Below are 24050 nucleotides of genomic sequence, written 5' to 3' on the forward strand. Positions count from 1 at the left end.
AATAATTCGGCGCAGTGTCTTCCTCAATTGCAGGGTTTATCTTGACTTATCCTTGGTTGTTTGGGAAGGCTTACGAAAATTGAGGTCTAATCTCTTAATTCTCTAGTGATATTGTATTACTCCAGAGGTACCTTTCTGCCCTAGGGCTGTCCTATTGTTGCTTGTCCAATCCGAACTCTAGGTCTGTTTATAGAGTCTAGTCCCTGAAAGCTCAAGCGCTTGATAGGGTAAATTTCCCCCCGGATACTACTATCCCGGGTCGTTCATCCCACCCGGAAGAGCTCCAACTCTGGGATTTTCCTCGGGTGCAATCGGCGATCGCCTTCATCTTAACCACCCGTCACGGGAGATACTATCGTTGGAGAGGTCTCAAATGCGTAAAGTTCCACCCTTATTCCTCGCTGCTGCCACTACAGTTCTAATTTTTTTAATGGCACTGGTGTCCGCCTCGGCACAGTGGCGTCCCGTTAAAACGGGCATTCTTTTTGGTATTAGTGGCATCGCCTTAGTTGAACACTCTCTTGATGAGATGGGATGTCCCCCAGCCACTTGTTTTGTCATCGTCCATGACAATAAAAAAGAGGGAGACGGTCGTATTGCTATTTTATCGGTTCAGGGACAAAATTCTTTAAATTATTTACCCCTCCAGTGGCCTGATGGCGAAGAATGGCCTATCGATTTAGAGGCGATCGCCCTTGTCCCAGGTACTGAAGACTCGGCTTTTATGGCAGTCACCAGTTTAGGTCGCGTCTATTATTTCACCCTCGATTCTACCGGAACGATTCAACTGCGCCAAATCTTTTCTCTTCCCAATTTGCCCGACAATACTAATTTAGAAGGCTTTGATTTACACCTCATTGATGGAAAATTGCTAGGTGTTTGGGGTCATCGCGGTAGTCCCGATGATTCAGGGGTACTTTATTGGGGCTGGTTTGACTGGAACCGATACCAAATCTCGGGTCAAGGATCGGCAGTGATTACCGTTCCTTGGCCGCAGGAAGATGTTCGTCACATTAGTGATATAAAAATTAGCAATGCTGGCATTCTCTATATCACTTCCTCTCGCGACCCCGGAGATGATGGGCCTTTTGATTCGGCAGTTTATGCTGCTGGACTGTTCTCAATGAAGGGCGATCAGGTGGAATTTCGTCCGGCTTCTTCTCTGGTTCCTCTCTATCGGGTTAATGGTCATAAAATAGAAGCCTTAGAATTTTTACCTGGCCTTTCGGGAGGCCAAATTTTAGGGGCTGATGATGAAAATCAAGGGTCATCTATTTATCTCAAGCGCTAAGGCGGTTTAGGGGTGAGGATTGGGGATTTACCAGATTTTTATGCTAAAATAAGTACAGGGATAAGATGAAATCCACCCCTGAACTATTATGGCTATCACTCTGAACAAAGAACAGTTGCTCCACGAGATAGCACTCATCGATCGCCGTCAAAAAAGTACCGTATTTTCTCCGGGAATCATTGGGAAAATTTTGGGAACTCCCCAATCTTGGAGAAGCCTCAAAAAAGACGAACTCATCCAAGTTTTAGAGGCTTGGCATCATCTGTTAGAGTCCTGCCCTAAAACCAGTCATTGGGAAACCGTGGAGAGGGGCGATCGCCGGGTCTCTTTACTCGCTGACGGACAACCCTGGGTAGACTATTTTGGCTTCCCCTCTCTCAAGAGTGCGGAAACATTTTTAGAGCAAGTTTTACCCCATTGTGACTGGGCGATCGTGCGCAAAAGTGGAAAGCGCGTTAATGCCAGTTTTGAATGCAAAGTCTGGGGATTAACTCAGGATTACTTTGCGGCGATCGCCCCTCAACGGTTAGAAGTTTGTGCCCGATGAAGCATCAGGGTTTGAGTTGAAAATCTCCGTCTGATCACATCCGGTTCCCTCCTCTATGTCTTGGGGAGGGCGATCGGTTTCTACAACCTGACTTAAGGGGGTTGGGGTGAACAAACTGGTATTTTGCAAGAGAACGACAGCAAGTCGGGATGGTGAACTTAAGAAAAGGACGGAAATCGTTACTACCGACTTAAGAAAAAACTGAAATTTAGGTGTTATTAGTTGTAATCGGGATAATGAAATATAAGACAAAAACACAACCCAATCTTGCTAAAGATGCACCATTAGCAGCCCGGATGCGACCCCGGGTTTTGGAGGAATTTATAGGACAAGACCATATTTTAGGAGAGGGCCGGTTGTTGCGTCGGGCAATTCAGGCGGATCAACTCTCCTCTTTGATTTTTTATGGTCCTCCAGGGACCGGAAAAACGACCTTAGCGCGGGTAATTGCCAATAGTACCCAAGCCCAATTTATTGCTATTAATGCCGTGCTTTCTGGGGTGAAAGAGATTCGAGAGGCGATCGCCACTGCCCAACACCATCGCCAGGAATCGGCTCAACAGACGATTTTATTTGTAGATGAAGTGCATCGGTTTAATAAATCCCAACAGGATGCGCTTTTACCTTGGGTAGAAAATGGTACAGTTATTCTGATTGGGGCAACCACAGAAAACCCCTATTTTGAAGTGAATAAAGCCTTAGTCAGCCGATCGCGAATTTTTCAACTGACTCCGCTGACTCCCACGGATTTACAGCACATTTGTGAGCAAACCTTAACGGATAGCGATCGCGGATATGGACATCTCAAGGTCCATCTGGATGCCGAGGCAAGGGCTCATCTCGTTGATGTTGCCAATGGCGACGCGCGATCGCTCTTAAATGCCTTAGAATTAGCCGTGGAAACCACTCCCCCCGATGACACCAGCACAATTCACATCACCTTGCAGGTGGCGGAAGAATCCATCCAGAAACGGGCGGTTTTATATGACAAGGAAGGGGATGCTCACTTTGATACCATCAGTGCTTTTATTAAAAGTTTACGCGGTTCCGACCCGGATGCAGCCCTGTACTGGTTAGCTAAAATGGTCTATGCTGGGGAAGATCCGCGCTTTATCTTCCGGCGGATGTTGATTTTAGCCAGTGAGGATATTGGACTGGCGGATCCCTATGCCGTGGTAATTGTCAATGCTTGTGCAGAAAGCTTCGATCGCGTGGGAATGCCTGAAGGACGGTATCATTTAGCCCAAGCTGCATTATACTTAGCCACGGCTGCTAAATCTAACAGTATTATGGGCTTTTTTGATGCCTTAGCAACCTTGGAAAAGGAACGGGAGGCAGAGGTTCCCAGCCATTTAAAGGATGCCAACCGGGATAAAAAGGGGTTCGGACATGGTGCGGGATATTTGTATCCTCACGCCTATCGAGATCATTGGGTGGAACAACAATATTTACCCCAAAGTTTGCAGGGACAGGTATTTTATCAACCGTCTAATCAGGGAAAAGAGGCCGAAATTGCCACCCAGGTAGCGCGACGGCGGGAAGCGCAGTTGGCGGCAATGGTGGAAGGGGTGGGGGTGGCCCCGGCAGAAGTTCTCACTTATGGTCCTACCGATCGCACTGCCGATCGCTGGTTGCAGCGCACTTTAGGACAAGTCGGTGATCGCCTCGGAGAGGTGCGCGATCGCCTGTTCGAGATGGCGCAAACCCAGCGGCATCATCTGATTTTGGATTTGAACGCCCAAAGTGGGTTACTCACTTGGGAGGCAGTCCGACGAGTCCCAGAAGGGGGAGTGTATGCGATCGCCCGTCAGGGGTCAGAAGTGAGGGCTTTAATGGAACAATCAGCGTCCCTGCCAGAATTAATGCGTCCGAGGGTGATGGCATCCTCTTTATCTCAAATCCGGCAAACCCTGGACAAACAAGCCACTGGAGTCAAATTTGACAGAATTCTGGGCAGAAATGCCTTGGTTCGGGAAGCAGATAAAATGGCGATCGCCGGGAGTTTAGCGTCTCTGCTGTCAGAGTCGGGATGGTTAGTGTTAGGGGAAACCCTGCCGCGTTATACTCAGCGCTTGTATCGGTTGTTAGGAGAGAAAGGACTCTCGGGGAATTTAGGCGATCGCCTGATGGCAGCAGAAGAGGCGATTTATCAAGACTCTACAGATCCGCTGGTGAATTGGGATGGGGAGGATTTGCAACAGTGTTTAGAATCCGTGGGGTTTCGGGTAAAGTTGCAAATCGAGCGATCGCACCAGGAATTACAGATCACCTCCGCTATGCTCGATCGCTGGTTTACTCCCTCGAAATCGGAAAAACCCAGCTATGGGGACAGATTGGCACAGAGTCTCTCGCTGACGGAGGTTCAGGCAGTAGCGGAGGCATTCCAACGCCATCTCCTCCATCAAACAGTGCAATGGGAAAGTGCGATCGTCTTCATCTGTGCAACCCTGGAGTTTTAGCAGGCACGAAACCGATTCTTTGGCATTTTCCCCCTTGTAGCGATGCCCTAATGCGTCGTTGCTCTCCTGTGGTTCTTTCGGACTTAATTTAGGGTTAGGTTGACGATTCAAGGAAAACTAACACGCGCAATAGTTACCCGATCCGACTCTTTGGGTTCACTTTAGCCAACAGGGTTTGGGACCGCCAGAATAATGCTCTGCCGAGCCTTTTAAAGAAGAGAGTTCCATGCTTTTTGAGCCAATAAATGCCCCAAGGGCTGAAGGCGAGTTGGACTGCATAAGCTAACTGAGATTGCCTCAATTTTTGAGCGTTTAGAAAGGTCGAAATCGCTTGGAGGTCTTCTAGGTCCTGTGGGGTTTTGCGTGCTTGCTTGAGCGCAATTACCGTGTCTAGGGAAGCAAATTTTAAACCGGCGTAGTAGAAGTAATGTTCTGGATTGAAAATGATATCGTCTTTTTGTAGTCCATTGGCGGGAAGTTGGGAGTTGTGACTGGAGGCGATCGCTAGTTGAGTAATCTGATCAAATCCTTTGTGCAGAACATCTAACTGATCGCAATCTCGGATTCCGTATGCTGCAAGTACAGCGCGATCGCTCAAACAAACCCACTCCGAATCAATCTGATTTTCTTCTAACTCTTGGCGATACTTGCTTAATTGCTCGTGAAAGCGGGAAGAGGGATTCAATTGAGTCCTATTTAAAAACCTGATACTGTTTTCGTTTAACAACAGTTCAGCCAATTCTAGGGTCTGCTCATGGGTTTGGGTGAGGTACACCGACTCAGTTTTGTAATCCCATAAGGCATTGAGCTTCTGTTTTGCTGCGATCGCCTCCTCTAACGTTTCCGATTCAAACACATAAACTCGGGTAATTCCTGAACGCGGGGGTTTCTTTTTTTGTGACCCAGTGATGAGAGCCAAATGATGCTTGAAATGAGCCATTCCTGACTTCCATAAAAAAACATCTTTTTGATAATAAATTCGGCCCTGGGCCTTCAAAATATCTTCAACTTCTTGAGATTTGCCCAGGAATGAAGGTTCTATAATAACCAAATAAGTATTGGGCTTTAACCGACAATATTCTAAAGCCATTGCATCGGAAAATATTCCCTTAAATCCTCGGTCTTCAAAGTGGCGATAATCCAGGGGTATCGGAGGATTATTTTCGTCAATTTCTGTGGTTAATAAGGCTGCTATCTCGCAATTATATAACAGGCAAGCCACTGTGCGATGCCCGCCATCCACCAGATAATCATTCACCATAGGGACCAAACCATTTATGGTATCAAACCCGGACTCTTTAATCGAATCTAAAACCCGGTTAAACTCTTCAATAAATGCGGTTTTTCCTTCTTTACCTGATCCATCTGGTTCTTTATATCCATTCATGGTCTTAACATTGTTACAGTAGAGTTTCAAGGCCCAATCGGACTCTATGCCCAACTCGCGATATTTAGCATAGATATACTTAGCCATTAAATCAAACCGGTAATAATTAATGAGTTCTTTGGGGTCAACGATGGCTACGATATTTTCATCGTGAATTTTAGTATGTCTAAGTGCCAGTATAGTCAGCTTCTGAGTGACTTCTGGGCCGACAATTTTTTGGGACTTGGGCGAAAGAGAATAAGAGCGCTTCATCGTTCTATATGGGTAAGGATTATTTGAGGGCAACGGATAGGGAATCTTTTTTAAAGACTTTGGCGATCGCCCAGATTCCAAAGATTGGTAAAACCACCAACTGAGACAAAAGAACACCTGCCGCTACCGCCAGGATTCCCCAACGGACGCAAATCAATAACGTCAGACCAAAAATGCAGGTATAAATCAGATTAAAGTAAAGGGTAATTTTAGTTTTTCCGACGGTATTGAGGAGGTCATTGGTAAAGATAGAAAAAGAAAAAGGCAGGACCGACAGGCAAATCAAAATTAAGATGGGAATTCCTTCTGTCCATTTTTCCCCAAATACCAATGGGACGTAAAATGGTGCTAAACCGGCCTGCAATGCAATAAATGGGATGATAATCGAAAAGGTCTTTTTCAGGCTGCTGAAATATCTAACTTTTAGCTGCTGGATATCATGCTTAACTTGACACAAGTAGGGAAACAAGGCAGTGGTGAAGGCATTAATCACATTGCGACTAATTCCAAATCCGGCATTAAAAGCAAAATAATATAAGCCCAAGGCATCCATTCCCAACCCCCGGCCAATAATTAAGTAATCGATATTATTCCGGACCTGCTGTAATAAACTTACCCCCAGTAAGTTTCCGCCAAAATGAACAATTTCTTTCCATCGATGTAGGCTGAAGGCTTGCGGGGGCCGCCAGGGGTGATATCGCCAAAGAACGATAATCCAGATGGGAGTCGTTAGAATCATGGGCCAAACTACGGCCCAGACTCCCATACCTAATAGGGCTAATATGACAGTGATGGCGTTGGCAACCAGGGATTGTAAGACCTGACATAAGGCGGTAACTTTGAGGCGATTTTCTCGTTGAATTAATGCGCCATTAATCAGGTAAAAAGGCATCATCAAGTAAATTAAAGCTGAGGCACAAATTGGCCAAACCAGTTCGGGGCTTCCGTAAAATACGCTAATCGGAAACGCTAACATGAGTAGTAGAACAAAAATGCCAAAGCATAACATCCAGTTCAGCCAATAAGAGGTATTGCTAATTACCAAGAGTTCCCCCTCTTCTGCCTGAATGATTTTCGCCCCGATTCCCTTTCTCAGGGTGAATACATTGGCGAATTCAACAACCGTAAAAATCACGGCGGTCAGTCCGTACTCGGTGGCAGTAAAGGTACGGGCCAGGGTGACCGTGGTCGCTAATCGAAAGATGCGATTAAATAATTCTGCACCCCCCATCCAGCCAACATTTTGAATAAATTGGCCGGAAAAGATCTGCTTGATTTTCTGAGTTAACATAACAACATTAATTCCCTGGGTACGCTTTGACTGAGTTGGCAGCTAGAAAATCATCTCATTTTAATGCCGATTCATGAAGGTTTATTCCCAGGCTGTAACCGGGGATCTGGGATAGAGAGGCTTTTTCGGATGGAGTGAAACAGATAATTAGCCAGGGGTTTAGGCAAGAGTTTTTTAATCAATAATTTGACCAATATTTTTTGGAAAGTCCGATCGCCAATAATCAGGCTGGGTTGCAAGGCGATCGCAGCTTTCACGTGTTTTTGGGCTTTCACCATCGCATCCCTATCTTGACTGCGTTGTAAGTAAAGTTCAGCACAATATTTATGAAAATTGGTGAAAGTCAGCGTTTTGAGATGTTGCAATTCTGGCGGTGCAGCTTTATAAGCTTTCTCCATAGCAATTAACGCTTCTCGTTCCATCACTTCAACCTTAGATGACATCGATCCAGGCATCCGCCGATAAAAAATTTGGCATTTTTTAACAACCACAAAAGGCCATTTAGCGGCCAATCTGAGCCAATAGTCCCAATCGGCACAACCCGCACAGGTTTGGTCAAATTCACCCACCGATGCGATAGCTTCTCGCCGCATTAAGGTATTAGATCCACTATGAATAAAATCCTGAACTAATAAATTTTTATAAACGTTTCCCGTCCATTGATATTCCAAGGAAGGAAGAAAGGTGGGAGGGGTCTGGCTATCAGTTATATCCATAAAACAAGTCCAACTATAAGCAACTCCTGCCTCTGGATGCTCCTGGAGGGCAGTATATTGTTTCTCTAACTTATCTAATGTCCATAAATCATCCGCATCCAGAAACGCAATCAATTCTCCTTTTGCTAGGAAAATTCCCCGATTACGGGCAACACAAACTCCGCCGTTAGGATAGCTGATTACCCGGACCCGGGAATCAGAAATGCTCTCCACGACGGTTTGAGTATTATCCTGAGATCCATCATTAATGACTAACAGTTCAAAGTCTGTAAATGTTTGCTTTAAAACTGAATCAATTGTCTCTAAAATCGTGGCTTCGGCATTGTAGGCGGGGATAATTACAGAAATTTTAGGCATCAGTTAACCTCTCAATCGATAGAATAGGGACTTGGAATCTGGCTCCCCTTCTCTTCGGGGAAAAGGGGCAAAGGGGATGAGGGCTGCTAAACGGTCGGATGCACCGCCGTGTAGAGAAAGTTTCCCTCAGAACAAGAGAGAAGATTGCTCCGGTTGTCCGACTTTGATTTCTGGAACAGCCGGGGGGCTTACAACATTGGGTAGAAGAGCCTCTCGGAGTTGCTTGCCAATGACTTCCGGTGAAAAACAACGCTCTACGCGACGGCGAGCGCGATCGCCTAACTCTCGACTCCATGCGGGATCATCTAACAACCGTCCCAGGGCGATCGCCAATGCCGCAGCATCCCCGCGAGGCACAATTATGCCGCCGGAGTCTTCCCCTCCTTCCAAAATATCCGCAATCCCTGACGCATCCGCAGCAACGAGGGGAAGGCTACAAGCCATTGCCTCAATGGGAGCAACAGGAAAGCCTTCTTGACGGGAGGGGAAGGCATAAATATTCGCGGCAGACAGGTATCGTTGAATCACTGTGCGATCGCAGACAAACTGGTTTAACCACTGGATTCCCCGCAGTGACATCCCTTCAATCCGTTCCTGAAAAACGTCTGCCTCTGTACCCGTACCGACGATCAGCAGGCGTAAATCCCGATCCGGGCGATCGCTACAGATTTGTTGCCACGCCTCTAACAAAATATCTAATCCTTTGTCTTGTATGTCTATTCGTCCATGCCAGACGACTACCTCAGCATTCACCGGAATCCCCAAGCTATTTCGCGCTGCCGTTTGATCTTGGCGTTGCCATGCGGCGACATTTAAAGGGTTAAAAATTCGGGCAATTTTGGATGCAGAAATGCCATACTGATGACGAATCCGCGCCGCTTCCGTTTGGCTGGCAACAATCACACCGGCACAGCTATGTAACGCCAGATATCGTCCCGGAACTTCTATCAAACTCTTCGTGCGATCGCTCCCCTGGAAGGTGGCATAAGTCGGCAACCCCATCCACTTTCCTAACAACACCGAACTATCAAACCGGGCATACTCATACTCTTGGCATAAAATAGCTTGACAATTCTCCTTGCGTAATTCTTTCGCCAGCAAATCCAGGGGGGTAGATAGATAACTGCCTCCGCTTTGTACCAAATTTTTCAAAACGCTCACGAAGGACTTCCGCACAGAATTGCTATCCTGAAAATTTTTAAAGGTTTCCCCCTCTTGAACCCCATAGCCTCGCAACAATTTTAAGCGGATCCGGCGATAAACATTATAAATCGGCCAAGGGGGTAAGACACAGATTTGAGTCCCGGTGGGCTGGTGAATAAAGCGACAGGGTTTCTCAACTTGAGCGGAAATACAAAATAAGATAGTTCGGACTCCCACCCGGTTCAGGGCATCCACATAACCAAACATCCAACTTCCGACAAATTCTTGACAAAAGGTTTCTAAAGAAATATTGAGACTGTGTAAAAAGTCATCAATTAAGTCGGCGTAAGGAAGTAAGGCGATCGTAGGCTTTCCATGAGATTCTAAGGGTTCGGAGGATGGTATATTCACGATGGTTAGTTGAGTTTATTTTCTAATGGCTTGAGGCTTATTACCCAGGAGGAGTAATCATTGAGGGTTTAGGAGCCGCAAACCCTGCAAGCCGTCGGTTCCCCTAAAGGAGGGGCTAACGGACGACGCGGGGTTCCCCCACCCCCGATGCTACTGGGGGAATTATTTTTTACGATCGCCAGGGCTTGAAATAACTGATTTACATCATCGAAGAAATCCCCGGAAGTGCCGCCAAATGTATATCCATAGGTCGCCAGAAATTCTTCTTTAACACCGTTTTCGATGGCGATATTATGGGTATCAATCGCCGTATCGTCTACAATATAACCTCCATAATCTTGAAGGGCCTCGAACAATTTTTTCCCCGGAATAGTTTTTAGTCCCAGACTTTCTGCGGTAACATCTGGGGGAATGGCAAGCAATGCACCCATGACTAAATCGGGATTGGAACCCCCATACCGGGAACGGCTATCGGGATTAAAAGCATAAGCATCAGCCCGAATCGCAGGCCATCGATAGCCCGGGGGATTATTATAGAGATATTTATGAGCGTAAATTAATAACTTTAAGGCATGGCGAAGGGGAGGCGCTTCGGGTAGCAGTTCTCCCAGGCGAATGGTCCCGCCAATGCTTGATAATCCGGACCCCCCTTGTCCTCCAGTGATTCCCGGTCCATAAATATCCTCTTGGCCCGGGGTTGGATGTCCGAATACTGGGCCCCCGGCTTCGCACCGAGTGAGAGGATTCATTTGAATCAATGTTCGCCCATCTGGGGCTAAAAAGGCAGCAGCATTATTGGGGGTTTTGGTGGGGGTCGCGTCGGATAGAATTAAATTGTGCGGAACGTGAATTTCTCCGAGTAATTCTCCTCCCAGTTCGCAACGCCCCGGCCCCCAATTTAGGGGAAGATACCAAGGAACAACGGGGTCGCTATCGGTGGTGACAATGTAGTAGTTCACTTCGGCTGAAACCCAGGGTGATGGACCAATTTCCGCTGGAATATATTCCGCTTGGGACCCAATTGGCCGATTCCAAATGCTATCGCAGGAAAAGGGCCATTGATGTTTATTTCGGGGCCTACCGGGACCGCAGGCGTTACTATAGCCGTTACTATTTGCAAACAGGAGAGTTAGGCTCGTCACAGTTGCCCCCAGCAGCATGATTAATAAATAAATAATTTGCCTTTTTTGGTTCATCCCCACTTTTCGGAATCTTGTGATTAATTAAGATTAATATTTTCCATAATTGCAGTTTTGAGGAGTTCTTAGCTAACTTTTTTCTTTTTTGGGACCATCTCCTGAAAGGCCCGAAGACCTGACATCACCCCCCTGCCCTCCTCCCCAAGACACAGGGGAGGGGGGTGAACTATTCTAAATTGAGATGCTCCCACTTTTTTCAGCATTTCCTAAAAAAATAACCGCAGGATTGAAAAGCATAAAAAACTGATTTGTGGTTAGTTTAATTGTAGCTTGACGCGACGGCGCAGGGTATGAAAGAAGCGCAAAAATTTGTTGTAGTTTTCTGGTCCTAGTCCGGCCATTAAGGCGATCGCAATCCGCAGACGCAGATACTCTCGCTCCCAACGCACTTTAGGGTCGTGGGTAACCGCTTGAGTGGCAAAATCCAGGGCTTTTTTGTAATCTTTTTGAACGCTTTGTAAGGGTTTCCAGGCCAAACAAAGATGGGTTCGGGCATAGCTGCATCCCTTAAGATGTTGGTAACGGCTAGGGGCCGCAGCAAAGGCTTTTTCAATCACCAGGCTATAACTTTGTTCCATTGCGGCCCAATTTCGGGAAGCACTCTGGGAATGTTGCCGGTAATAAACTAGGGGTTCGGATATGGCTTTAAAAGGATAGTGTAAGGCAATTCGCAACCACATATCCCAGTCTTCTACAAATGAGCGTAAATTAACATCGAATACGCCACAGGTTTCAAAACACTGGCGACGCACCATTGCCCCACTGCCACTCTCCACAATATTCTGAAGGATTAGATGCTCCCAAACATTGCCTTCCTGGGAATTTTTAAACAGTCTTCCCGTGGGGATGCCATGTTCATTGATGAGTGCTACCCAGCTATAAACTAACCCCACATCTGGATTATTATCAAGACATTCTACCTGTTTTTGGAGTTTAGTAGGATGCCATAAATCATCCGCATCTAAAAAAGCTAAGTATTCTCCCGTTGCCGCTTCAATTCCGGTATTTCTGGCTCCGGACAAGCCTTTATTAACTTGAGAAATCAGTTTAATCCGAGGGTCAGTTTGTTGAGAAACCCATGCTTCCGTGTGGTCGGTACTGCCATCATTAATGATAATTGCCTCAAAATCGGAGTAGGTTTGAGCCAGCAGACTCTGGAGGGTTTCCGGCAGATAGGTCATGGAATTATAAGCGGGAATAATCACTGATACTTTAGGCATGAAAATAGTCTCCTAGGAAAAATAAACGGGATGAGGCTTGGGGGAAAGAGTCGGACTAGGAACTAAGGAATTTGGCGATCGCTTCTCGTCCCAATCCCAACCGGCAATGGCAACCATAGTCCACCAGTATAAAAATAGGCTGGTATGAGTCCAGATATTCTCGGTGATCATTCCCACCGGAATCGAGAGCCAAATTGCTAACAAAGTGAAGCAAAAATTGCGCTGAGCCGTCCCCGCAGGAGCAGCTCGAATGAGCCAAATGAGGCGGGCGATTGTGCTCAGCAACAACAACAAAAAGAAGACAAACCCCACCACTCCGCCTTCCACAAGAGCGCGAACGTAATCGTTATGAGGCTCCAGACCATTGGCACTAATATATTTGTTGGTCCCGAGCCCAAATCCCAATAAAGGATAATCCTGCCATTGTTTAATTAAATAAGTCCATTGGGCTAAACGCCAATTGAAGCTATTCCCATCTCCTTGGGCGAGGAGAATTGCCCGCCACAGCTCCATATCTGGATTTCCGAGGGGGGTTTCTCCCAGGGAACCCAGGCGTTCCTGGCCAAATTCGGTACTCCCAAATAAAGCAATAATTAATCCAAAGCCCACGATTCCACCCAGCAAACTCGGCAGACTCAATTTTGGGGCAATTAAGGCCAAAATTAAAGTAGCCAGCATCATTAAGCCGAATAGAGACTTGGTATTCACGAACAAAAACGCGATCACCGCCAGGGCGATCGCCCAGGGCCATCTAGGGTTAGACTCCTGCTGTTTCCAATAGGTTAATCCCAGGAATAGCACCAGGAAGGTGGTAAAGGTATTGGGATGACCTAGGGTCCCATTAATTCGAGAACCGGCTTCAAAGGGCAGACCATCAGTATTACCGGATCCATATACCAACATCGGAGGAAGGACGGAAGGGGGTAAGGCGAGTTGTAATATAGCCACAAAAGCAGGTATAACTAAGCCTAGAAACAGACAAGCGATCGCCTGTTGGGGAGTCACCCGGCCCTTAAGCTGCATCACTAACAAGTAAATCATCACCCAGGAAAAAAGCCGCACCCATTCCCGAATCGCTGAGGGTAAAAATGAGCCATCGAATCCCAAACCGCCCAGAGGGAGGAGGATGACCCATAGCCCTTGGATCACCAACCATGCCAGAAGGAACCACCAGAAACCATCCACCTGTAAGGGTTGGTGAATCAGTAGCCGGACCAGGACATAAAGTAACGTCAGGGCAATCATGGCAAGTGCCCAGAGTGCGGGCATTTGTTGTGCGGAAAATACATCCAGGGAGGTCCGCACAATCAATAAACCCAGAATGGATACCTCGAAATAGGTAAAAAAGCAATACAGGCCCCCGGCAGCAACAAAGGGTAAAGCCAGTAAAATGGGTTGAATGATGCCGATCGCCGTCCCCATTGCTCCAAGGACTACCCCCACCAGGGTTCCGAAAACCGTTAGATACAAACCAATCGGGGGGAATTTAGGACTTGCCATTTTTTAACCCTTTGGAGACAATTGCGGGGGTCTCTGGTTTCCAGGAGGTGAGATGGAGTTCCTTCGGGGCCTGATTTTTCACGGGGTAAGTGGGGCTTACAGATTGGGCAACCGCCTTTTGATAGGATTTTTCGGTTTTCGCACTCATCTGATCGATGGCAAATCCCAACAGGGGGATCCCATTGGTTTGTAAATAGGCGATGGATTTGACTAAGAGTGATTTTTGGGTAAATTCGGGTCGGACGATCGCCACCAATCCCTGACTATGTTGACTCAAAGCATGGGCATCGGCGCAGTCAATTAACGGCGGTGTATCTACAATTACCACGTCATACAGGGAGGCGGCTTCTAGCAACAGGGCTTGCATCCCCGGAGATTCTAAAAACCCTGCCGGACGCGCTTTCTGAAGCCCACAACTCAGGACCCACAGATTTTCAATCACTGTGGGTTGGACTATTTCTACTAAGCTTATGGCATGGGTGAGAGCATCGGTGAGCCCCGGTTGGGCTGCCACTCCACAAAGTTGGTGCTGACTCGGTTGATGGAGGTCCGCATCGATAATTAAAGTTCGCCGAGACAGCATGGCAGAAACTGCCCCTAAGTGGGCCGCTACTACCGATTTTCCTTCCCCAGCAACGGTGCTGCTGACGACTATCGGGCGTAGGTTATTTTGGGTCCGAAACTCTAAGGTTTTCAGGAGGAGGCGGTAGGGCTCCACTAACTTGGGGTTGTCTAAAAACTGGTCCGGGTTCGTTAGGGCGATCGCCTCCGGTGAGATGTCGGGCAGAATGCCCAACAGGGGGAGATTTAGCAGTCCTTCGACTTCCCAGCTTTCGTTCACCCGGGGGTCAATCAGTTCTAGCAGCAGCATCACGGAGATTCCCAGGACGGTTCCAGCGGCGATCGCGAGGACTAAAATAACTTTCTTTTGAGGAGCACTGGGCAAAAGCGGGATCGTTCCTTTTTCCATGATCCGCAGGTTGCTCACCAGTTGCGCTTCTGCCATCCGCGCTTCTGCCAGCTTGTTTTGTAAAAATTTTAAAGACTCGATCGCCTCGTCTCGCTCTCGCATCAGGGCCGAAAGTTGTTGTTCTTTGATGGGAAGGCGATCCAGTTCCATTTGCAGGCCGATCCGCTGCGATCGCAACCCCTGTAGCCTTTTTTCCAGTCCCCCTCGGTCCGTTTCAGCCATGATTAATTGGCCGGTGATCTCTTGGCTGAGGGGGTCGTTGGATTCTGTGGCGACTGCCCCCGGGCTGCCTTGAGCATTGGGAATTTTTGCTTTCTGGGTTTCGTACTGCGCTCGCACTTTGTCCTGTTCTTGCCGCAGCAATTGTACCGCTGGATGTTGCTCTGTAAATCGAGCGCCTGTCTGAATCAGTTCCGCTTCAATTTCACTGAGGCGATCGCGTAACTTTTGCAGACTTTCATCTTGTCCAATTCTTCCTTGGGCATAAGCCTGGGGAATATTCTCAAAGCTTCCGATTTCCTGGATACTTTCCAGTCGTTTTTGTGCTTCTTCCAGTTCAGCAACTGCCACACTTTCTTGCTCTTGAATGCTCCCAATCGTATCCAGCAGACTTTTGGTCTGTGCCTCCACTGCCACTAAACCACTCTCTTCGCGATACTGGTTTAAGGCCATCTCTGCCGCTTCTGCGATCGCCCGCTGTTCTGGAAGCGCTGACTCTAAAAAGTCTCGAATCGCTTTGGCCTCTACTTGAATCGCTTCCCGGCTTTTTTCAACCGTAATCTCTAATAAACTATTAACCAGATTCATCGCGATTTCCGGGTCCTCATCTTGATAGCTGAGTTCCAGGATATTCGTTGCTGGAATTAGTTTAATTTTTAAGCCTTTTTTAAATAGGGTTAAGGGGGGTAACGCTTCGACATTTTCCAGATTATGTTCTAATTTGACCCGCTCTAGGGCAGCCGTAAGCAATCCCGGAGATTTAATCAGTTCCGATTGAGTGGCTAGGGGGCTTGATCCTCCAGGAGTATGACTGGAAAGCTGGGAAAGGTTACGGCCTAGTTCGGAAAGACTCACCTGTTTTTCATCTAAAATCAAGCGTCCTTTGACTTCATAAACCGGGGGGGTCAACACTAAATAAGCGATCGCCACGGCGATCGCCGACACCAAGGTTGCTAATGCCGGTACACTCCGTCGCCGCAAAACTGACAGTAACATTGTAAGGCTTTTGTCCATGACACCCAAATTTACCGAGTCATTATTTCCAGTCATTCTATCGAGTCATTATAATTATTTCCCTCGACCTTGCTGTCGAGCTGGGCACTCTGTGACTCTATCTGCTTTACCTATCCATCTAATCATTAAACACTCTATTGACTGCTAGTATTTGACCCCGGACACCGGCCCCTCCTGTAGTGAGCAAACCTGATCCAGAAAACTCACGCCAAGGCTTAAACAAATCATCGGGCAAAAACTAAGTTTACCTCAAAATAGACCCGGTTCATTTGAGGACTGAATTCTCCTCATTATAAGCTTTATGTTTTGTTTTTTTAGTTCTTTATTAAAAATTCATACAGTGAGTCTAATCTCCTGACCTAGGGGTACTCAACCCTGGGACATAATCAGGGTTTACCGATGGTGTTCCCTCCCCGGGGCGTTTGACCCTAGATTGTCGGGTTTTTTCCGTCCCTGGGCCAATCCACCCTTATAAAAAGGCCCAATTTTTATAGACTTTACCTACAATATCCGTGATTGAGGGTTATGGAGGGGCAATCCTCTGGCTGTACCCCATGAGCTTGCCAAAGGGTTACCCCTGCTTCCAGTCTCCGGGGGTCAGTCCGGATATGATACAAGCACTCCCTCTTCACGACGGGTAGACAGGGGAGGCACTTCGGCGGTTACGTTCGTTAAAGGCAGCTCCCTGAGCAGCTCAACTCCATTCCATTTGGGCTTCTGAGCCAGTTGCTCTGTTCCGTTTGCGACCGGCACTCTCTTTAACGGCTCCATTGTTCTGAGTTTCTTGCTAATCTTCGCATACAGGGATAAATTCTCGAAGCCAATCCGATCCCAGCTATGGTTCTGTTTAACGTAGTCATGCGCCCGCGAAGCCATTTCGGTGAGTTGTTCCCGTTGGGAGAGGGCCTGATTGAGCCTTTGGATGCAGGATTCCAGATCGCCCGCTTCAAACAGTAATCCCCGGTCCTCTCCAATCAGTTGCCGATGGGGGGGGATGTTACTCGCTAGGACGGGAATTTTTTCCCGCATGGCTTCTAGCATCACCAGGGGCAAGCCTTCCACATCGGAGGGGAGTACAAACAGTCCGGCACCGCGAACAATCTGAGCTACAGACTCACCGTGAATTTCCCCGGTAAAGGTAATCTGGGGATTTCCCTGGCTAATTTGGACTAACTCCTCCCGAAAGCCAGGGGTATCGCTGACTCCCCCGGCTAAGACGAGCTTCCATCCCGGGGGTTGCAGTTTGGTAAAGGCTTTGAGGAGGAGATCCGGACGCTTTTCCGGAACCAACCGGCCTAGGAACAAAATGTAACGCTGGGGTTCTAAGCCCAAGGTGGTCAAATAGGGTAAGGTGGGGTCAGATTCGTGATAGGTGGCCGGAGCCGTGGGAATGTAGCTGGTTTCGATGCCATAGGTTTTCCAAAAGTAAGTTTGCAGTTCTTTGGAAACCACCACGATTTCATCAGCAAAACTGACGGCGGCTCTTTCCCCGCGATAGATAATCTCACTAGAAAGTTTGCCCCACTTCCTGCGCTGCCAGTCCAGTCCGTGACAGGTGACTACAACTTTTGCCGATCGGGTCAGTTTGGGCAGCCAGCAAAAGATGGCAGGGCCGAGGGCGTGAAAATGCACTACATCATAAGTGTTCAGGATGGAGGCGATCGCCCCCAATCCAGAAGCAAAGAAGGCATCCACTCCTTTTAAGGGAATGGAAGGCAAGGAGATCACGCGCACTCCCTTATAGTGATAGGTTTCAAAGTTAGAACCTTGGGTATAGCTCTGGCGAGCGAACAAATCTACTGTATGACCTTGCTCAACCATTCCCGGATACATTTCTTCGCAGTAACGCTCAATGCCACCTTGAAGAGCTGGTAAACCTTTGGCACCAACAACAGCTATTTTCATGGGTTTCAATCGTTGAGGAGTAAATGAAGTGAGTTGGAGGCTGAAAAATTTTGCGTAAATTGCACCGAGCTTTAGCACTGAAATAAAATGCAGTGCTAATCCCTTAGAATTACGCTGACAATTGCCGTTTGGGAGTTGGTTTTGATATCAACTGGGGTAGGGGGAAGAGATGGCGATCGCCTTGCGGTACTGCCAACGGTGCAGCATTTGGCGATAGACTTCCTGGACTATACTGGGTGCGCTATAGGGTTGAACGGTTCGTACACAAGCTTCTGAAGAATACAGGTCCGGATTCGCCAGGACTCGCCGCAAGGCATCGGCGATCGCCTCTGCTGTTCTTTCTTTGCAGACTACCCCACTATCGGGTGAGAGCAGTTTAGGAGTTTCACCACAGTCTGTTGTCACCACAGGAGTGCCGCAGGCAAGGGCTTCGAGAACGGTGACGGGTAAGCCTTCATAAACACTACTGAGCAAAAAGGCACTGGCTGCGCGATACAGTTGAGCCAATCGGTCCGAGTTGACAGCACCGAGGAGGGTAACGCGATCGCCCAAGTTCAACGCTTGGATCTCACGTCGCACCTGTTCCTCTAACTCTCCGGCTCCAGCAATTAGCAAATGGACTTGGGGATCAGCCAAGGCGGCGATCGCCTGAATCCCTAATACCGGGTCTTTTTGCGGATGCAATCGTCCCGCAAATAATAGGAATCGCACCGTTTCGGGTAACCCCAGCTCTTGAGCCAGTTCCCGGCGTTTGATTTCCCGTTCTTCCCGCTTATCGGGATAGAAACTCTCGGGATCAAATCCATTTTTTAAGAAAGCCACCCTTGGCGCTAATTCCGGATAGGCTTCCCGATAATGCTGCGCGGACTCGCTATTACAGGAATACACCTGCTCGAATTGGCTAATCAGTAACTTTTCTAACGCAAAATATACTTTCGGAAACTGTTGCCATAGAATCGCTTTCCCCCCCAAGTTGCGATCCATTTGCTTGCGAATATCGTTGTGAATAAAAAGGGTTTTATCTCCCGCCCAATTTAGACTGGCTAAAGTGGGTTCTATTCTATGAAAGTGCATAAAATCTGAGGCAAAATTATGCCGCATTAAGGAGGCTCCGTAGGCAATAGTCGTCGGAATCAACTTCCGGACATTATCCTCGCCTACTGCAATCACCGGCATGAATTGAATCGCTTTTCCGGCATATTCCGTCCATTTCCATACCCCCAAGGCAGATCCCGGCGCTCCGGTCCCTACTACCCTTACCACAAATTCATCGGGAGCATATTTAATAAAAGAACGAATAACCGTCTGAATACCACCAATACTGCTATCCCACGGATTAAATTGATAAAAAATTGTCAGAACTGGCTTGCTCATGCCTTAGTCGAAACTCCCTCCTTTTTGGAATGCTGTAACTCATAGGATGATTACCCTCAGTTACCTGAAGATCTCGGTTCACTGTTTCCCTAGATCAATCTAGGGGTTGACAAGCATCATCCCTAAATGGTCAATCCCTTGAGGCATTCCCAGAAAATTCTGGAGAATCATCGCCTCAGGATGTACCACCCTAAGTGTTTATGACAGATTCCCTTTAACAGGAGAAAGCCCTTATTTCCCCCTCTCTCCTCGGTCCCTACGCGAGGAAAAAAAATTTGTTCAACTATTAAGCTTGATGAACACTAATCGCCGTTGTCTTTTCTGAGAACACAAGGAGCGTCATTTTTGGATTCAACAGCATTCACTGTAATAACACCTAAAGATAACTCGCCCCATATTTGTCACGTACTTTACAACCCTATCCGACTTACCAAGGAAACTTTATCAACAGTTCTTAAATTTTTGATAAAGTTTGCTCGTCTTGACATCTCTGGATGAATTCCGACACTTAAAGTGTAAACCTGAATTCTTTCCCTACCCTAGGACAGCTCCAATATCAATCTGACATTCAGAAACTGTACGCCCTAAAGTTGTTGAAACTCAAGCATTTTTGCCAAACTCACTTTCTAGGCCATCCGCCCCAGGCCAAGGCCCTTGCTCGGAAACCCTGTGGTAGGCAACCTACCTGGGAGTTACTCTTCCCTTATCTATTTTACGATCACCGGAGTTAGGCCCTTTATCCCTTCACTCTTCTGGGTCAAGCACTGCCCTTTAAAATTGTGCTTAATCCCTGCTGCTTCCCCGATATGGGGCGTTAGCTTTTATAAGAATCTGCGATAACTTTAACAGCAAGTAAAGAAAAAGTAAAGGGGGTAAAACACGCTTTGCTTCTCAGAGCAGTTATATTGGGTGAAAACCTTTACCCCCAAGGGTTTCAGCTCTCACCCTTATGAAAAAACCTACATCAATTTTCCATCCCAGGAGATGTGGGAGCCACTGGAACGCTATCCCGGTTGATGAGCGGTCTGATTTTCCTCCTAGAGTATATCATTTTGATACAAAAAGCAGATATACCGACCAGCCCTGTATTAGTTCTACACAGGTTGAAAGGCTAAAAATGTGGGTACAAATGGTAGGCCACCCTCCCTATATCGGGTTAGGATAGGCTGTTGATGGGTCGGGTCCGGAATTTAGGATCAAGTTGACGGTTGGGGAGGCGGGGAAATGGGAACCAAGCATCGGAGGAGCGATCGCCTATAGTCATTGAAAAAAGCCGGGGATGCAGGGGAATTGCTTTGGTTATTAATTTCTGGATTGTTTTATTGACATCGGTGCGATCGCCTACATATTACAAGCCTTTGTAAGCATAATACACCTCTTGCAAAAAAAAGGATTGATCTCCCTTTCCCCCCCTTATTAAGGGAGGCTTTAAAGAATTTTGCAAGAGGTCGATTGATACCCCGATGCTAAACTTTGAGGCTGGAGGCGATAATATTTCCCGGGAGAAATCGTGGTAAAATATGGATCAAACATCTTTAAGAGTTCCTGTTCGATATCATCTACTGGGGAAGAGATAGGCCCGGAAGAGGAGCAAGGGAACAATTGAAAGACAGATAATGGGCGTAGTCTGATCAGTGGGTAAAAGTGGAGTCCGACTCTCCCAGGGAGGCGATCGCTTCTCGGGTAATTAAGGGATTGGAACCAGTGGCCCAAAAATTAGTAAGTAACAAATCTGCACAAACATTTGCCGAAAAAAGGAAGAGAACACTCGGATATTTGCTTGCTCATTTTGGGTTAAAATAACTTTGTCATACGGGTATCCCGGACTTTCAAGTCCTGTCAAGCCTCTCAAGAAATAGAAAAGGGTACGGGCTCTCGGTCAGGACCGATGGCCCCCCAAGGCGGAGGGAGTCAGTTTGAGGGGTGTACTGACTTGCATCCTATCTTGCTCCCGGGTCTAGGTTACTAACACGGCTCATTGTGAGCCAGATTTATGCCCTCGTTAAGGGGGATTCGGGGTTGCTTGGGGAAAGGAGGAACGGAGGTCAGAGGATGCCTGCTTCTATATTTTGGTAGAGGTGCTTTGGGGGTTCCTGGGACTACGATCGAAACTGCAGAAAAATATAAATACACAGGAATAAGGAGTTATGAAATTCGTATCGGATCCACCGAGTGCGGTTAAAATCGAGAAAATGAAAACCCGATTACGATCGCAACATCCCCTGCTACGGTCTAAAGGGATCGATCGCACCCGCTTTGAGCTGGATGATGGGAAATCAGGCGATCGCGAGTTTTCCTTTTTGGTCATTGGGGATAGCGGATCCGGACGCCACATCAAAAACAACCCGCAACGCCAACTCGCCAAACAAATGCTCCAACACCAGGACAACTGCCGATTTATTCTGCATACCGGCGATGTCATTTATCTGGTAGGTTCTAGCGAATATTACACCCAAAACTTCATCGAACCCTATCGGGAATTTATCATGGGTGGAGAACATCCCCATCGCATTCCCTACAACAAAATGGTGTTCAAACTGCCGATTCTCCCCGTCCCGGGTAACCACGATTACTATGACATCCACCTGTTGTACGGGGCACTCGCCCAAGCTGCCCAACCCCTGCGCCATCTCTTACGGGGGCACTTCAATCTCGATGTAGGATGGCATGGTTCTGAGCAAGGGAAAGCATACGCCCGAGCCTTTCTCGACTACCTCAAGGACATTCCCGAGTTCCAACTCGGCGCTCATTTCGATCGCTATTACACTGCCCAGACGGACACCGGACGCTGTTTACGCTATCAACCCCGAAAGTTTACCCGATTACCGAATCGCTATTATACCTTTCGCTATGGTGGCATCGACTTTTTTGCCCTAGACTCTAATACCTTTAATGAACCACCCCCCCTTCCCGACACCAAAGAAGGGCACCAATACCGGCGCTGGCTGGAAAAACGTCGGGATGAGTTGGAACGTCAGGAGGTCGAACTTACCGAGAGATCCAAAGAATTCAACCCCGATAATCCCCATCATGCCGAGCAACTCGATGAGCTTGAAACTAAGTTAGAGCAGCTCGAAGAAATGCAACTGGATATTGAGAAACAACTGCAATCCGATGAAAACACCGTAACCGATATTGAACAACTGGATTGGTTCAAACAACGACTGATTCACTCTTGGAATACCCCGGAAGTCCGGGGACGAATCGTATATTTCCACCATCCCCCCTATGTGACTGAGGCAACGAAGTGGGATCAAGGTCAGACCCTTGCCATTCGCCGTCAACTCCGGTGGGTTTTAGATCAGGTGGCGCAGGAGGTGGGCGACCAAACCCAAGGGCGGCCCCTTTTGGACCTGGTTCTCACGGGTCACGCCCACTGTCTGGAGTATTTACAAACCGGAGATACCGGACACGCGGACTCCCATATCCATTGGATTGTCTGTGGCGGTAGCGGATATAGTTTGCGCCGTCAGCGAGAAGAGGGTCCGGACTTAAAGGAGATATTTCCTGAAAGTGAGGAGGAGCGCCTGGTGGCCCGCTCGAAATTGTTTGTCGGGCGCAAAGGTCGGGGTTTTGATAAGCAGCGCCCCTACTCCTTTTTGCGCGTTGATGTCCTCGATGGGTCTCCCCCCAAGTTGCGGATACAACCCCTGATTTCCGAACGAACTCACCATAAATGGCACGATCGCCAGGGGGAAGCGTTTGTAATTTAAGTCCCTCCCCCGGTTTTGCGATACAGGAACCCGGCTTTTTCCACTTGTCCCCGGTTGACTGCTTCATCCAGCAGGATGGTTGTTGCTTCTATATTGAGATTCAGAGCAACGGCAACCTCGGGCACTGTGATGGTTTCCCAGTGGGTGAGATATGCGATCGCATCGGTGATTGAGCGCTGAGGTTCGAGATCCGGCGCAATGTGGGTGATGGCCTCTCTTAGAACCGAATAGGGCCGATATCCCATCATCAGCAGCGATCGCCCCGAGTTCGGGCGCAGCATGATGCTGGGAAACCGCGCGATCCCGCAATAGCGCATTTCTTTGAGATCCTGGCGGAATGCCTCCATAGAATCGGGATGGTCCAAATCCCTCTCAAAGCGATCGCCATCAAAGCCGAGTTCCGGGTTCAATTCCGCCCCCAGTTCCAGCAGAACCTCCCTTTGGGCAATATTGCGGCCCTCCAACATCACCGCCTCGCGCAGTCGCCGCAAATAGGACTCTCCAATATCGGGGCCTTGTTGTGAGGCAGCTTTCACGGCAATACAGGCGGGATAAGAAGAGGTAGGAGGGTTTTTCACCCAGATTCCTTCGTTAATGGGCATTCCCGTGAGATGTCGCACCTGAATCCAAACTGGACCCATCTGCACGGGTCGGGAAATATCGTTGAGGGGGTCGCTAAACTGCTCCCAATCCCGAAGGAGTCCCCCCATTGAATAGCGATAGACCAGGCGATCGCCAAACTCGTAGCGCAAGCGTCGCCACTGGGGTTCTACCGCCCAACTCCAGGAACAGAGGGGGTCGGTATAGTAGATGATTTCAAGAGGTGCCCCAGGAGGCGAGTTTTGGCCCAGGGTTTGGGGGTCCGGTGATTTCTCCAAGGAGGCGATCGGGGGATAAGTTTGCATGATTAATGACCTTTATTATAAATAGGGGTGGAAGAGAGGATGGCGATCGGGATTTTGATAATTTTTAAACCAGGCGATCGCCCGGTTAGCTTATGTTGTCTTGAACCTGACACCATGATAATTCCCCTTTCTTCCGGGGAAAGGGGAATTTCATCTCGCTTGGGGTTAAGCCTTCCG

The 24050-nt window shown here is 47.9% G+C and carries 15 protein-coding genes; 4 read left to right on the forward strand and 11 right to left on the reverse strand.

What is annotated here, in order from left to right:
• Positions 1-373 precede the first annotated feature (373 nt).
• From NG792_RS00780 to NG792_RS00790, 3 genes are all read left to right on the forward strand, one after another.
• Entirely contained in the window at positions 374-1291 is a 918-nt protein-coding gene (locus NG792_RS00780) for a hypothetical protein (RefSeq protein ID WP_261199925.1), read from the forward strand.
• 88 nt (positions 1292-1379) lie between these two features.
• On the forward strand, positions 1380-1838 hold the full coding sequence (locus NG792_RS00785) for a hypothetical protein (RefSeq protein ID WP_261199926.1): 459 nt from the start codon (positions 1380-1382) through the stop codon (positions 1836-1838).
• Positions 1839-2074: 236 nt separating this feature from the next.
• Positions 2075-4297, forward strand: a complete 2223-nt coding sequence (locus NG792_RS00790; RefSeq protein ID WP_261234126.1) for an AAA family ATPase — start codon at positions 2075-2077, stop codon at positions 4295-4297.
• A gap of 133 nt (positions 4298-4430) precedes the next feature.
• On the opposite strand, the gene NG792_RS00795 is transcribed toward NG792_RS00790, so the two are convergent.
• From NG792_RS00795 to NG792_RS00840, 10 genes are all read right to left on the reverse strand, one after another.
• A complete protein-coding gene (locus NG792_RS00795) occupies positions 4431-5936 on the reverse strand; it encodes a hypothetical protein (RefSeq protein WP_261234128.1) in 1506 nt (501 codons plus the stop codon).
• Between the two features lie 19 nt (positions 5937-5955).
• Complete coding sequence (locus NG792_RS00800; RefSeq protein ID WP_261234130.1) at positions 5956-7227, reverse strand: lipopolysaccharide biosynthesis protein; 1272 nt, start codon at positions 7225-7227, stop codon at positions 5956-5958.
• A 71-nt stretch (positions 7228-7298) separates the two neighbouring features.
• Positions 7299-8300, reverse strand: a complete 1002-nt coding sequence (locus NG792_RS00805) for a glycosyltransferase family 2 protein (protein ID WP_261234132.1) — start codon at positions 8298-8300, stop codon at positions 7299-7301.
• A 126-nt stretch (positions 8301-8426) separates the two neighbouring features.
• A complete protein-coding gene (locus NG792_RS28915; protein WP_261234133.1) occupies positions 8427-9854 on the reverse strand; it encodes a glycosyltransferase family 4 protein in 1428 nt (475 codons plus the stop codon).
• Between the two features lie 68 nt (positions 9855-9922).
• A complete protein-coding gene (locus tag NG792_RS00815; RefSeq protein WP_261234134.1) occupies positions 9923-11050 on the reverse strand; it encodes a hypothetical protein in 1128 nt (375 codons plus the stop codon).
• A 257-nt stretch (positions 11051-11307) separates the two neighbouring features.
• A complete protein-coding gene (locus tag NG792_RS00820; RefSeq protein WP_261199932.1) occupies positions 11308-12273 on the reverse strand; it encodes a glycosyltransferase family 2 protein in 966 nt (321 codons plus the stop codon).
• Positions 12274-12285: 12 nt separating this feature from the next.
• Positions 12286-13773, reverse strand: a complete 1488-nt coding sequence (locus NG792_RS00825; protein ID WP_261234135.1) for an O-antigen ligase family protein — start codon at positions 13771-13773, stop codon at positions 12286-12288.
• Positions 13760-15958 (reverse strand): GumC family protein, encoded by a 2199-nt coding sequence (locus tag NG792_RS00830; protein WP_261234136.1) that lies wholly within the window; start codon positions 15956-15958, stop codon positions 13760-13762. Before NG792_RS00830 ends, NG792_RS00825 begins: the two co-directional genes overlap by 14 nt.
• A gap of 615 nt (positions 15959-16573) precedes the next feature.
• Entirely contained in the window at positions 16574-17881 is a 1308-nt protein-coding gene (locus NG792_RS00835; protein WP_261234137.1) for a glycosyltransferase family 4 protein, read from the reverse strand.
• A 147-nt stretch (positions 17882-18028) separates the two neighbouring features.
• On the reverse strand, positions 18029-19255 hold the full coding sequence (locus NG792_RS00840) for a glycosyltransferase family 4 protein (RefSeq protein ID WP_261234138.1): 1227 nt from the start codon (positions 19253-19255) through the stop codon (positions 18029-18031).
• Between the two features lie 2147 nt (positions 19256-21402).
• Between NG792_RS00840 and NG792_RS00845 the strand changes: the two genes are divergently transcribed.
• Entirely contained in the window at positions 21403-22968 is a 1566-nt protein-coding gene (locus tag NG792_RS00845; RefSeq protein WP_261199937.1) for a metallophosphoesterase family protein, read from the forward strand.
• Here NG792_RS00845 and NG792_RS00850 read toward each other — a convergent pair.
• The gene (locus NG792_RS00850; protein WP_261234139.1) at positions 22965-23873 is read right to left on the reverse strand and encodes a DsbA family protein; all 909 of its coding nucleotides are present in this window, start codon (positions 23871-23873) and stop codon (positions 22965-22967) included. The two genes, NG792_RS00845 and NG792_RS00850, sit on opposite strands and share 4 nt — an antisense overlap.
• Positions 23874-24050 lie beyond the last annotated feature (177 nt).

Source organism: Laspinema olomoucense D3b (genome assembly GCF_025370785.1).
In the GTDB taxonomy this organism is placed as follows: Bacteria; Cyanobacteriota; Cyanobacteriia; order Cyanobacteriales; family Laspinemataceae; genus Laspinema; species Laspinema olomoucense.